We start from the raw sequence: 13,766 nt of genomic DNA, 5'->3' as shown, positions 1-13,766 counted from the left end.
TTATACTTAGTTTCAAAGGAGCTGCATATGTCACTGGACCCTCATGCAAAAAAAATCAGCCGGCCTGAACCACAAAAATTTCAGACCGGACTTTTTCTAAAAATTATTTTATTCGGAATTTTACCATTGCTGGCTTTGCTTTTAAAGATAAGCGGCAATTTTGTTTTAAAAACGCCTGCAAATTGGGTTACCTTTTGGCTAATTTTCAATAGTTTATTAGTTGTTTTCTTATTGGTGTTAAGTCTAGCAATCCATTATTTGATTCTACCATGCACTGAGCCCAATCAATCGACTATTCAAACTACTAAACAGCACTTACTGTTTTCTTTGACCAGCCTAAAGAATCATTTTTGGAGTAAATTCCTTTTATTGGCTTGCTATGTTTTCATCAGCTTGCCTATCTTAGCTACAGGTTTCTTTTTGACAATGTTAAGGACACTGCCATTATCTGCAACGCTAATTGATTTTATCTCCATTCAGCGGGTCCCAGTTATCGGCAGCTTAATTATCTTGTATCTGGTTTTGTTATTTCTAGGCTTTCGTTTTCTTTTTGCTCTACCATTAATGATCACAGAGGAAAACGGCTTAAAAAAAGCTCTTGCAAAAAGTTGGCAGCTAACCGCTCAAGGCAAAAAAACTATTTTCAGTCACTTATTTTTTTCTTTACTAAAATATTTTGCAATCTTGTGCGTAGCATTTCTTTTTTGTTGGAGCGTCCAAATTGTTAGCGAGCTAATCTGGCTTGAGAACGCAACTATAACCGGTAGATTTTTAGTCACACTCTTGCAATATCTTTTTGTGTTGAATTGGGAATTCTTTCTATTGGGTTTGCTAAAAAAACTGGTAACCTCCCTACAAGAAAATTCCATTTTTTACCAACCAGTTCATTTTTCTTCGGTAGCTTTTACAGCAATCATTGCTCTGGTTCCTTTAATTGGCGGGAGTTTTTACAACTTTCAAAGCCTGCCGGTGGCACTGGTGAGCCCGCAGCCGACGATTATTTCCCATCGAGGTGTCAGCAATCAAAATGGTCTGCAAAACACTCTGAATGCTTTAGAGAAAACGATGCTGGAAAAACCGGATTATGTTGAAATTGATGTCCAGATGACCAAAGATAGACAATTTGTCGTCTATCATGATTTTGATTTGCAGCCGCTTGCTGGTATATCTGGCAGCATTCCCCAATATAATTTATATGACTTGGATGGGCTACCCTTACGAGAGGGGCAGCAAACAGATCAATTGGCAAATTTTTCCGATTATTTAGCCCAAGCCCGCTTGTCTAATCAAAAATTATTAATTGAATTGAAATCAGAATCCGCTGATACACAGGAAATGGTCCAATTATTTTTAGCCGAATATTTGCCAGAGTTGAAAGAAACTGGCAGCCTTTTACAAAGCTTGCGTCTGTCGATTGTAAAAGAATTAAAACAAGCAGCCCCTGAACTAAAGGTTGGTTACATTATGCCTTTTTCAATTAGCCAGCTGCCTCATTTGCCGGCTGATTTTATTGCAATTGATTATCGAACAGTGACGCAAGCCTTGATTGATAGAGCCCATCAGTCGAATCAAACTGTTTTTGTCTGGACGCTGAATGATCAAAAAGCTATTCAGCGCATGGCAAGTTATGCTGTAGATGGCATTATTACCGACAACTTACCTGTGACACAATTGGCCCTTGAACAAAATCAACTACGCTATTCCAATCAATTAATTTTTCTTAGTCTAGGTTTTGGCTAAAGAGAAGCCCCCAAGAAGCCCGCTGAATTTTTCAGCAAGTTTCTTGGGGGCTTTTATTTATACTCCTAGGAGTTATGTAGCAACCTGATAGGCTGTAACTCCGGTGGAGACGTTCTCAATTTCTTCGATTTTCACTAAAACCTTAAATTGTAAATCGATTAATCTGATTTCATCTCGGGGAGCATATTCCATGACATTTACCGCTACTGTTTTATCATAAACATGCTCAACTCTTCCCAAAATTAGTTCTTTTAAACCAATTGCGCGTCCATAGACATAGTTCCCAATCTCAATATTCGTCATTTTTTATTCTCCTTTCTGTTATTATTATAATAACATGCATTTTTATAAAAATAAATATTGCAAACGATTTTAACAGCATATTACTTCATTTAATTTAGCATAATGAACGTTATTTAAGTTATTTAAACGTTTTAGTATGTTTCTTTTTTAAGAACGACTGTTTTGTTACTTTTTTCCCAAAGGTTTTGAAAAAAACTAGCGAATTTATTTTAAGTTGGTTTAATCAATGCAAAGGCAACTTCTTCTGTTGCAAAAGAAGCCGAAATATTTTGCTGACGACTAGCTAGTTGAGCAGCTTTTTTAGCGATTGCTAAATTTGTTATCGTTTTATCCTGAGATTCTGTAGTAATGTTCTCCTCGGAATAAGACGTCAAAGGAACTTGCAGCCATGCCGCCAAATCAATTAAGGCCGGTTCGCCTTGCAATTGTTGTGGGCAGGCTAATTGGCGAATACTAAAGGGATTTAGCATTTCCTGATGGCAAAATTTTAAAAAATCTCGCTTTAAATGGGCGGCAGAAAGTGTCTGTTTATAAGCGACGCCTAGATAAAAAAGTTTCGGAACAATCGGAATAATTTTTCTGTTTGTCACAATTTCTGCTCTAGTTGAGATAAAAAATACCGCCGCAAAATCATCTAACTCATTAAGAGATGTGATGGGCGTCAGTCGTGGAACATCCTGCAGATAGGGTTGTTCTTGTAATAGTCCGATTTTCACATCGGATTGCAGAAGCTGCTCCAAATAATCAGAATTAGTTTTATCCCTTGAATACCAACCACGAACAGCTTTTACAATGCCTGCGAAAGTGGCTAAATCAGGATTTTCTTCTTGGCCGGTAATCACCGCAGTTGCGCTTAAAGCTACCGCTAAAGACCTCGTCAAACGGTTGCCGTAGTTTTCCTTGCCGGGTAATAAGCTGATAACAAAATCCCCTGTCTCATCTATCAAAAGAATAAAGTTTTTTGAATCAGTCCAGTCTTTTTGTGTGGGAAAACTCTTTAAGAAACGACCAGTCGACATAAAACAAATCAGCCCATCATATTCAGTGAATAAAGAAGCGAAAACTTTACTTAAATCTGTTTCCACAAAAAACAAAGTTTGGGAGTCTGCCAAGTCTTCCGGCAAAATCAATTCAGCCTGAATCTTCGTATCCAATTTATCAATCGTCTGTTTCGCCAATTGTTTGCCTTTTTTAGATAACGCAATTAAACCAATTTTCACTTTTCCACCCCACGCCCTTTATTAATTACCTCTATTATAGCTTAGATTTTTCACAAGAAAAGTGAAAACGTTTCATTTGAGCATAAATTACTTATTTATTTTGGAAAATTCGCAAAATTAATAAAAATCGAGTATTTATACAAGTGGATTTAAATAACAATTGAAAAGAAAAATATCTAGCTGTTGTGTATCTTTTCCGCAAAACTATTCGAAAATTTTTTTAGAATTTTCTTGATAAGTATTTAGCAAACAGGATTATTTCGATACTAAGAAAAGAAACCATTTATTACGAAAAACGTAACTTTTGTAAACTAAAAGAAATAAAAAACGATTCTTATGGCCTAAGTGCTATAATTATATTGAAAAAACATAAAGGCGGGATTAAAATGAAAAAACAAATGATTTTTTTGGGATTGTCTTTTTTGTTGTTAAGCGGTTGCCAAGGGAACGAGCCGACAACTACTAGCACAAGCACCTCAACGACTGACACCAACAGCCAATCAGAAACTTCTACTAGTTCTACTACAACAAGTTCTACCGAAAGTTCAACAACAAGCTCTGAAGCTAGCACGAATTCTTCGACAGCCACTACTACAATCAGAGTTTATTCTGAAGCTGAGAAGCAGGCTATTACCGAAACTTTTTTAAATTGGGCGGATAGTCGTGCTGAAACTGCTGGAATGGCAGTCAATTCAAATTATTTCAATCATGGTGCCAGCGGTATCGGCGATTGGTACGCCGTTACTTCGGATGGTTTAATTCAAGTCCAACAGCAATCTGAGAACGGACTGCCTGGCTATGACTCCTTTCCGTTGCACAGCCTTGGTGGAATTGTCTGGTATTATTCGGTAAACGGGGTAACGGGCATTACCGATGAAGTAGATGACCCGCAGAATTCGCCTAGCACCGCAGTTGGCTTTTCAAATGTGGCAGATAGCCAACAGCCTTTTACGAAATATATCTTAGCGGATAATGGCGTCGTCTATGAAGCCCAAACGAGCTCGGCTTTTTCCGATGGCTTTTATGTCGCCGGCGATGATGGAGACCTTTATTCCTACTATTCACCAGAAAGCCAACTAGTTTTCCAAAAATCACAAGACACCGCTGCTCAAACTGAACTACAAAGTATTTTGAGTCAGTATAATTAGGCAATCATTCTCAAGATTTTCTAATCTAAAAATAACTTTTCTTCGCTTAATTTATTGATATAATAGCTATTTGGTAGAATGATAAAAAAAGAAATTAGGTGTAAGAAAATGAAAAAAATTATGGGACTTACTTTAGTATGTGCAAGTTTCTTTGTGTTGAGCGCTTGTGGCACTTCAACCGATTCAACAAGCAGTTCTTCAAGTGAAGCTACTACTACTTCAACTTCGGCTGCAAATCAAGGTGTGACCTTCACTAAGGGCTTCTACACGTCTAATCCAGAAAAGCAAGTTGAGATTAAGGGCACAGCTGATGAAGATGGCACCATCACCTTCAATAATGCTGCTGGTGAAGAGGAAGCTGTAGCGGTAACGGCCGGCGAAGACTTCACAATTAATTACGATATGGCTGAACTTGGTGACACAGAAGTTACCTTCACTTTTAAAAATGCTGATAATCAAAGCTCAAGCTATGACATCAAACTAATTGCCAACCATTTTGAAGAAGAATAGGACTGTTTGATTAAGCTTTTAGCAAAATCAAATCCTGATCTAGTATACAAAAAAAGCAGACCCGCCTGAAAACTCAAGTGGGTCTGCTTTTTTGTTGAAGAAATTTTTAAAAATCACAAATAGAATTTGATATTGTACTGCTTTTGACAATCCTCTATAATAATAAGCATTAGCAAACCTTTTCAAAGTCAGGAGGAAGACACCTTGAATAATAATAATGACAACAATAACCGCGCCGATGAGTTGATAAAGATAGCCATCGGATTATTAATTCTTGCTGCGATAGTCAGCTTAGCGAAATTCTTTTTATAGTCTAAGTTTAATTGGTTGCTACTAGTTAACTATTTAAAAAAATAGATTCAGTACATCGATGACAAGAGGTTTGATGTCATAGTTGTTGCTGGTCTTTTTTTCTTGTAAAATCCCCTCTAAAACAATCCTAATTAGTTTAGATTTTACGTCATCCATTGAGATGTACTTGCCATCTTAACTCTCAAGCTGTTTTTTCAACTTATACTCTGTAATTTATAGGCAAAAAAACTTTGACACATCGATACGGAATTGACACACATTAATTATGGTGCCAATCATCCTATTCCTTTTTCACAGAAAGATGAGTTAATAATTTTCCAATATAAAAAGGCCAAGCGATTTTACTTGGCCTTGTCTTGTTAAAATTATTTCACTACCAGCACATTGCAAGGGGCGTGGTTGACAACAAATGCGGTGGTGGAACCAACTAGCATTCTTTGAATTCTGCCCTTTCCTGTCACACCAATAACAATCAAATCAATATCATATTCCTCTGGAAGCGTACTAGAAATAAGTTGTTTAGGGCTTCCCAACTCGACAATTGATACCGTGTTTGTAACTCCTTCAGTTTCTGCCAGGCGAATTTTTTCAGCGGCTTTGTTCTTTGCAAACTCCATCTCTGCATCTAAAACTTTGGTATAGGCATAGGCACTATTGGAGATATCCGCATCATTAATAATCATAGCAATATGCAACTTGGCTTGGCTGTTTTTAGCAATTGTCAGCGACGCTTTAAAGGCTTTGTCAGCTTGTTCGGATCCATCTACAGCAACTAAAATGTTCTGATATCCATCTAGCATGATGTTCACCTCCCACTTAAATTTTACCATATTTTACCGCAGGAAGCCCGCTTTTTAAGCGTATTGCGCGGCTGAATTATCAGTCATCCTTCTAAAAATACCAGAGAAGTTTTTAATGTAGGAATAGATTTAAGTAAGGCAAAATTTTTTTAGTTTTTTTCGTCTCCTTGACCTTTTGAAATCAGTGACGCTTCGTTGACATGATAATACTCAATGACTTTTTGCTCCAAGCCCTGCGTTCTTTCAATATCCTCAGAATAATACTCTAGTAAATCTGGATTAGGATAAAATTCACCAATTTGACGGCTAGCATTCATACCAATTTCCCCCAGTGATAAATAATAGCGGTTGAGGGCCGTCTGTCCTTCAACGGTGTTAAGACTACTAGCTGCATAGGTTCCATAAGAAGCCAAATTTGTTGATAAATATCTAATTTCTTTCTCGATACTCACTTGCTCTTCTGTCTGGGTAGCCGCTTTTTCAATTTGGTCTTGAAAATCTCGAAGTAAAAAATAGCCGCGAACGACAAGCCTTGAATCCTCTGAAGTTAAATGGATTGATTGATAGTAGTTGGCATAAGTAGTCCCTGTGGTGCTGACAACAAAAATCAAACTACTGATGATGACCCATTTTAAAGTCTGATTTCTCTGCTGCCGCCAATCCTTTTTCAATTTCCGCCAACGCTGTTTTTTCTTTGCCGCTTTGGGACTTTTTTGCGGAAGTTTAGCTAGTTTTTGCTGATGGATAACTAACCGAATTAAAAAAAGGCAGAGGAAAAGAGCAGATATTATCGCGACAGAAAGCCCACCAATAATCAGCCATCTAAGAATTGCCATCTTACGCTCCTTTTTTCTTTCTTATTTTTCGAGCTTTCTTTTGGCGTCGTTTAATTTGTTTGGCCCGCTCTTTGCTTTTTCTAAAATGTCGTACTAATAAAAACAGGCCTACCGTGATGACAAAAAAACTGCCGACAATTGCAAAAATCAGCTGCCAATCAAAATCTAAGGTCTGTTCTAGGCCGACATCCCGTTCGTTGTAACTATTCGCCTCTTCTTGGGTAATAGTAAAATCCTCACTCCATTGCCAGACTAAGTCAGCAACATAAGCTTTGACGTGAGCCGTATAGGTGCCTGCCACCATCGCATCGCCTCCCATGGAAATCGGATAATCAATAAAACTATTCGGGGCCATCCGCATTGAAGTTGCGCGGGATTCCCAGAGGACCTCTTGTTTATCCTTTGCAGTCACCTGAGCATCAATCATCATGTCATAAAGATAGTCAGCTGTGGTATTGGAAAGATTGACAAAAACCAAATTGCGAAAATTCTGTTGCCCCGGTGCTACTTGATTAAATTTCAGCTCAGGTACCAATTCAGTTTGACTTTCCCGTAAAAGAATAACCACTGCATACGCATATTTATTATTCACATACGAGCCGCTTTCCTCATCTATCGGCTCATCCGCAGCTGCATTTGCCTGCTGCATCGTGATAGCACCAGCAATTACTCCTTCAAAAGCTGTTTCCGGCATTTGAACATTCAGCTCAATGCTTTTCGATTCACCGGCGGCTAGCTCGACACTTTCGGGGCCTGTAACCAGCTGAGAAAAGTCAAATTTCAAAGAGGCATCATTTGCGATATCGGGACGATTGTACTCAATCACACCATTGCTATTTGTTTTAGCTGCATTTAAAGACAAGTCCACGGTGATTGCTTTTTCTCCGGGATTATTTAAAGTGAAGGATAAAGTTTGCTGTGCTCCTGGGGTCATTAATAAATCATAATAGCCTGCATCCGGCAGTAATTGATTTTCCGGCAGCTGAACTTGATAGGTGAAGCCAGTGGCCGAAGCTGTCTCTGTCATTTCAGGATTATCTTTGGACGCAGTGGTTGCTTGAGGAAAAAAAAGCCCCCATAACAAAATAAGTCCGATTAATTTCGGGAAGGTCCATCCCACAAAACTGATTGCTTTTTTCATTTTGTACCTCTTATCATTTTATGTAATCATTGAAGCTATTAGAATTCATTATGTATGTTTTCTCTACTTTTTAAAATTGGCAAGCTGCCGAGGATTTTTTATCAGTCTCTTAGCAGCTTGCTCAATATCTTTTTCAATGATGGAGTCTATAAAAATTATGGAGTTGGTGTTGTTGGTCCTGCAGTAATGGTCCAAGTAATATCAGCTGAATAAGTTCCCAACGTCATAGAAGAAGCAGTGGCAGCTGGCACATCTAAAATGACCGAGCTGTCAGCAGAATCGGCAACCCCCGTCATCCCGGTGACAGTATTGCTGCCATCGTAATTCGCACTTTGACCAAATTCTAAAATATACGTGCCGGCTCCTTGATTTTGTGTAGCTGTCACAACATCAATAGAGTCACCAAATGAAATCGGGGTTAAGGATGTGGACATAGTTCCAGGCTGCGCCATGTTGTCTGCACGGGTTTCCATAATACCGTTCGTGTATGTGATGGTAGAGCCGGCTAAAGTTTTAGTTCCATCAAAAACCAAATCATTATTGGTATCTAACGTGTAAAAAGTAAATTGGCGGGTCATCGCGGCAGTGACCGTATAGCCTTCGTTGGTTCCGCGAGTGTCGCCAAATTGAACCAAGGCTCCCCGTAAAATATCATTCCCACCTGAATCAGTTCCCACAACAAGCGGCTCAGCATAGGTTTTTACTGCTTTTGTCGCTGTTTTAATCGTGCCAAAGTTTAAACGGGATACATTGGTAATCCCCAAACTCCCCGGATTTTCACCTGGCGTAATCTCAGGATTATTAGGATCAATGCTTTCCCCCGGATTTTCAGGATCAATAATTGGATCAGTTGGATCTAGAGTCCCCGCCTCAACGTTTAAACGCCCGTCGGAAACGGCTGAATGGCTAGTTGCAGCGGCATATGTCGGCAAGAGTGTACCGGCGGCAAGTGCTGAAACTAAGATTGCTGTGGATAATTTTTTGACTATCATTTTTTCCTCCTAAAGATGGTTCCCTTTTTATTTACAATTAAGGCTGTCCTTAAATTGTGCCAATTAATTTTAATTCTGTGGACCAACCACCAGCATCCACGTCAATGACGTCTGATACTCTAGCGGCTTAATCTCTGTTTTCTTTGGAATGGTTAACTTTATCGCTGAATTACTATAGGCCGGCTTGTTGAACAGCTCATCTATAACTGCTTCTCCCCGCTCATCAACAAGTGGTGTTAAAGTATTTGGCTGTTCATTGTGATTTTCATTTGAAGCACCAAATTGAATGACCCAGACGCCAGCCACCTGATTTTTTTCGGCAATTGCCACGGTATAAGCAGTCTGCAATTCCTTCATAGCGATAGTGTCCCTGGTAATTTGGGGCGCTGGACTGTCGCCTGCTGAATTCGCCCAGCCTTTGTCAAAGGAAAGTGTTGCGCCGGATAATTCTTCGGCATTTTCCAGCTGACGGCTTTCGCTGAAAAATTGCTTATTTTGGGAAACCTGCAACTCCCAACCGGAAGAAACTTCTCGACGATCGGAAAGCTGCACATAATAGCCTCTTGCATTAGTTTGACTATAAAAAAGTTGAGCGAGAGACAAAAATTCAACTTTATTATCAGCTAGTTGTTGCTGACCAAAGCGCAGCTGTGACACAAAATCAATCCGCAGGGCGCCACTAGTTGCTGGCCCTTCACCAGGGTCGGCATCAATCTGAGGATTTTCCGGATCAACAGGCGTTGTTGTGCCCACATCCGTTACCGTCACCTCACCCGAGCCAACAATTTCATGATTGGCTGCCTGAGTCACCTTCGAAAAAAATGTCAAAGAAGCTATCAGCGTAGCAAAACTTAGCCAAATAGATAAACAGCACCTTTTTGTCACGCTGGCTTTCCTCCCTTGTCTCTTTTTTTTATCCAAAAGATAAGTATGCCTAAAAGGAATAAACCTGCAGCAATTAAACTTATTTTGCCGGCTGTTTCTCCGGTGTTCGGTAATTTACCACCAAGCTGATTATCAGAATTGCTTGTCGTCTGACTGCTGGAAGTCTCTTCCTGATAAAAAGTAATGCTGCCTCTGACAGTCACTTGTGGGTTCCCCATGGTTGCAGCTAGTCCGCCAAGAGGTTGTCCCAGAAAAAATAAGAATAATCCGAAAACCCAAAGCAGCTGTTTTCTATTTTTCATTTTCTATCCTTTCAAGCTAGTTATGGTGTGCCCGTTGGTCCAGCGGTAATCACCCAAGTTATTTCCGCTGAGTAGGCACCAATATTGGATCCGGAAGTTTGCGAGGGATCGGCCACTAATTTTAACCCCTCCGTTGTCGCATCATCGCCCCAGCCATTAGAAATATTCGCGCTACCACCAGTTGGATTAATCACCACTGCAGTTCCATCAGCTGACAAAGTTGCTTCTTTGCCCTCCGCTGTCACATAACGCAAGGCATTTTCCATAATCGAATGATTTTCTTGATTGATCATTTTTTTTGTTAACGTTGCTGTTAATGTCCACCCACCCTGAGTGTTAGCGCGGGTATCTAGAATTGATAGACTTTTCTCGCCTAAATTAGGCTTGTCCACCCGCTGAATAGTCGAATCATAGATGAGAGTCCCAAAATCAATTGTCTCCGGAAACTCTTGAATGCTTAGAACGCCATCAAAGACATAGGCCGCAGTATCACCATTACCAGAAATTGTGATAACTTCTGGTGTCGGTCGGCTGACTAGCTGGTAGTTTTGGTTGGCACGGTCCAGTGCTTGAGTGACCTGTTTGTCGACGGCCAAATTCACTTGACTACCGGCAGTGCCGGAGACGACCACCGGTGGATGGACAATTAAATCATCAACTGTCAGAAAATGAACCGTCACCGTATTGTTGCGAACCGTTTCAGTCAGCACTTCATTGGAGGTTCGGGAAACTTGATTTCCACCGGCATCTTGTCCAACTGCAACGGCTGCATTTTTTATTCTGCTGCCGACGGCTGAATCATTAACGCGAGCTTTAAAACTGATAACTTGTTTGTTCGCCCCTGTTCCACTTGTGGGCAAAATATCCCCTAACGATACCGATAACGTGCGTGTAGCAGCTTCATAATGGTATTTATCAGAATCAAGAGCTTTCCCGTTGACTTGCAAATCTCCGCTGGCTAAATCAAAATCTAACCCGCTGTCCAGCACGTCGGAAACTTTAACATCAGACCAAATAATATTGCTGCTTTCTGCCTCGTCATTGCTAAGTTCAATCTTGTAGGTCAGTACATCACCGGGAATAACTTCATTTCCGCCATTTTCATCAACAATAGATTTTGAGATGCTAATTTCATCGACAACTGCTTCTTCGACAGTGTAGACTGTTGCAGCAGGAAAAGTTGCTTCTTGATAAGTGGTGGCCGCCTTGGGATTGCGATTGCCTGTTGGCTGACGTGTCGCGGTTAAGCCCGTTTGATTAAAATCAGCCGGTAAAGTCGACGCATCCTCTAAGTACAGCCGAACACTTGAGCCTTTAGCCAATCTTTGCGGCAAAGTGTATTGCCAATTTCCATCGGCGGATACTGTTCCAATGGATTCAATTGTTCCCTCATTGACCTGTAAATAGACTTTCGCATGAGGTTCTAAGCCGCTTGCTGCTAACTGTTTATCGACCTCAGTTATCCTGTTAGAGGTTAATTTGATAGGGCTTGGTGGAGTCACATCTAAAATAGTGGAAACAGCGGCCGGTTCTTCCCTCCACATTTTTCCTTCTGTTGTCCCTCTGGTGGAAATAGCGGTAATATTTTCACCGGCTTTTTGAAACGAATCAGCCGTGAACTTTAGATAGCCATAACCACTATCATCTGGTACCAGAGAGTATTGATTTCCTAAAGTATCTTTAATCACGGTTTTTATTTGACTAGTGGAGGACGCCCAGACCGGCTGAGTGACAACTTCACCAGTCGTTTGGTCATAGCTGATGGGTGTGTCACCTAATTTTACTTGGGCTTGAAAAGCCTTATCTGCATCGGTGTAATAACTACTCCAAATTGTTTGAGGATTTGAGTTCATCGCCGACAATCGCGAATACGTATCAATCGATTTTGAGGTGCTAGGAAAAGCGGCCTCGCTACTGGAAACTTGCAGATTTTGGTTGCGTCCGGTGGAGGTCCCAGTTGCCATAATTTTTAAATTATCTAACTTGGTAAACCCTTCACTGGCTGCCCCAGTCAAACTAGCTCCTGAATGCCATAAATCTAAATCAGAATTTACCAATTCAAAGTAATTATTAAAGCCCCGCAGATCAAAAGCTCGGCTATTGCTAGTATTCCGAATATCAAAGGCCTTAGGTGAATCCAATCTAAAATAGCTGTTGCGTGCATTATTGGAGGTACTACTGGCACCAAAATAGACTGAAGAGTTGGCTAAGCCGGTCCCTGTAGCCGAACCAAAAACGAAGAAACTTCCGCCGGCCTCTACATCAATAGTAGCTGTAATATTGCGATTACTCGCTAAAATCGCCCCCAACCGACTGCCATATTGCACCACTGAACCATTTGCCCGGCTTAATAAATTGACCGAAGCACCATTTTTTACTGTTAAAGAGCCATCAAAATCAAAACGCCAAGCATTGCCGGGCATGTTCGAACTGAATGTCGAATTTTCGCCAATCACTGCATCTTTGTACCAAGCAAAAATTGCTGGGTAATGTTGCGCTGCCGATTGCACATTATTTAAATACATATTGGCATTATCCCCGACAGTCATTTCCCTAGAGGCACCAGTATCGTTGGCCCCCGGCTGCGTGACAAACCAGACGACTGAATAATTCGAATACTCTGTCGTCCCACGATAATCTGTACCATCTTCTAAAATCAAACTTCCCAGATAAAAATTTTCAGCGGTGCCGCTCAATTGCATTTTGCCAAACAAGGTAACCTCTGCACCATATCCGATTAAAAGTCGAGCCATGCCATTATAAGCTGTTGAATTATTATCTGTTTCGGTATCAACATTACCAAAACGAAAGTACCAGTTTCTTGTTGTATTTGATTTTGTCGGTGTAGAAGTGATGATGTCGGCGTGGACGGGTGTCGCACCGACAAAGCCATAAGTGCCACCGATTTCCACACGATTGCCATTTTGAGCAATCGAAACATCATGGAGATAAAAAATCGAACGATTGACTGTCGAACCATTAACATTTTCAGTGAATCCTGTATTGCTAGCAGAAGTTCGCAACATCACATCATACAGAGACAAGATATACCGATCATCTTCCCCTTGGTCATTGAGATAATGACCATCGATTTCTAAATTGTTGCGGCGCTCATAAGTCCAAGTAAGCAGCCCGCTTTGATAAATATCGGCCGTCAGTTTGATTTTTTCAATTGATTCATTTTGATAGGCATTTCTAAATTCACTCCAGCTATTTACTGAAATTGTTTCACTTTCAGTAGCCCTCGTGGCTCCACGGGCGGCATAATAAGCATCCGCATCCTGGTCATACTCCTGATAATTTTTTGTCGCTGAATAATTAGCAGCCTGCGTTTGACCTGCCGCTGCAATTTTTTCAAAATCATCTGTTATCTCTTGAGCAGTTGCCAGTAAGCTTAAATCTTCTTTAGGAGCTGTCAATTCAGCTGATTGATATTCAATCGTAGATTCATTTTCAGTCTTAGTCTTATCATCAGATTGTGCATTCGTACTCGTGATGCTTGCAATCCCAATGAATACAACAAGCAATCCCCCCAACAACAAACTCTTCTTCATTTGTACCCTTTTCATTCTTCACC

The 13,766-nt window shown here is 40.4% G+C and carries 12 protein-coding genes; 3 read left to right on the top strand and 9 right to left on the bottom strand.

Features of this window, described 5'->3' with window-relative positions:
* Nucleotides 1–27: 27 nt before the first annotated feature.
* A complete protein-coding gene (locus ACYSNU_RS02985; RefSeq protein WP_461735719.1) occupies nt 28–1,740 on the top strand; it encodes a glycerophosphodiester phosphodiesterase family protein in 1,713 nt (570 codons plus the stop codon).
* A 72-nt stretch (nt 1,741–1,812) separates the two neighbouring features.
* Here ACYSNU_RS02985 and ACYSNU_RS02980 read toward each other — a convergent pair whose 3' ends face one another.
* Entirely contained in the window at nt 1,813–2,043 is a 231-nt protein-coding gene (locus ACYSNU_RS02980; protein WP_461735718.1) for a hypothetical protein, read from the bottom strand.
* 209 nt (nt 2,044–2,252) lie between these two features.
* Nucleotides 2,253–3,263 (bottom strand): cobalamin biosynthesis protein, encoded by a 1,011-nt coding sequence (locus ACYSNU_RS02975; RefSeq protein ID WP_461735717.1) that lies wholly within the window; start codon nt 3,261–3,263, stop codon nt 2,253–2,255.
* Between the two features lie 386 nt (nt 3,264–3,649).
* On the opposite strand from ACYSNU_RS02975, the gene ACYSNU_RS02970 reads away from it, so the two are divergent.
* A complete protein-coding gene (locus ACYSNU_RS02970; RefSeq protein ID WP_461735716.1) occupies nt 3,650–4,411 on the top strand; it encodes a hypothetical protein in 762 nt (253 codons plus the stop codon).
* Between the two features lie 108 nt (nt 4,412–4,519).
* A complete protein-coding gene (locus ACYSNU_RS02965) occupies nt 4,520–4,921 on the top strand; it encodes a hypothetical protein (RefSeq protein WP_461735715.1) in 402 nt (133 codons plus the stop codon).
* A 677-nt stretch (nt 4,922–5,598) separates the two neighbouring features.
* Here the strand turns inward: ACYSNU_RS02965 and ACYSNU_RS02960 are convergent.
* From ACYSNU_RS02960 to ACYSNU_RS02930, 7 genes are all read right to left on the bottom strand, one after another.
* On the bottom strand, nt 5,599–6,033 hold the full coding sequence (locus tag ACYSNU_RS02960) for a universal stress protein (protein WP_461735714.1): 435 nt from the start codon (nt 6,031–6,033) through the stop codon (nt 5,599–5,601).
* Nucleotides 6,034–6,182: 149 nt separating this feature from the next.
* On the bottom strand, nt 6,183–6,869 hold the full coding sequence (locus ACYSNU_RS02955) for a hypothetical protein (RefSeq protein WP_461735713.1): 687 nt from the start codon (nt 6,867–6,869) through the stop codon (nt 6,183–6,185).
* 1 nt (nt 6,870) lies between these two features.
* Nucleotides 6,871–8,010: a DUF916 and DUF3324 domain-containing protein gene (locus ACYSNU_RS02950; RefSeq protein WP_461735712.1), complete on the bottom strand. Its 1,140-nt coding sequence runs from the start codon at nt 8,008–8,010 to the stop codon at nt 6,871–6,873.
* 155 nt (nt 8,011–8,165) lie between these two features.
* The gene (locus ACYSNU_RS02945) at nt 8,166–9,002 is read right to left on the bottom strand and encodes a WxL domain-containing protein (protein WP_461735711.1); all 837 of its coding nucleotides are present in this window, start codon (nt 9,000–9,002) and stop codon (nt 8,166–8,168) included.
* Between the two features lie 69 nt (nt 9,003–9,071).
* On the bottom strand, nt 9,072–9,887 hold the full coding sequence (locus tag ACYSNU_RS02940; RefSeq protein WP_461735710.1) for a WxL domain-containing protein: 816 nt from the start codon (nt 9,885–9,887) through the stop codon (nt 9,072–9,074).
* Complete coding sequence (locus tag ACYSNU_RS02935) at nt 9,884–10,189, bottom strand: LPXTG cell wall anchor domain-containing protein (RefSeq protein WP_461735709.1); 306 nt, start codon at nt 10,187–10,189, stop codon at nt 9,884–9,886. The genes ACYSNU_RS02940 and ACYSNU_RS02935 overlap by 4 nt, the downstream gene beginning before the upstream one ends.
* A 20-nt stretch (nt 10,190–10,209) precedes the next feature.
* On the bottom strand, nt 10,210–13,758 hold the full coding sequence (locus ACYSNU_RS02930) for a pectate lyase-like adhesive domain-containing protein (RefSeq protein WP_461735708.1): 3,549 nt from the start codon (nt 13,756–13,758) through the stop codon (nt 10,210–10,212).
* Nucleotides 13,759–13,766 lie beyond the last annotated feature (8 nt).

Source organism: Enterococcus sp. LJL120, from assembly GCF_054871765.1.
This window is presented reverse-complemented; position numbering and strand designations above follow the sequence as displayed.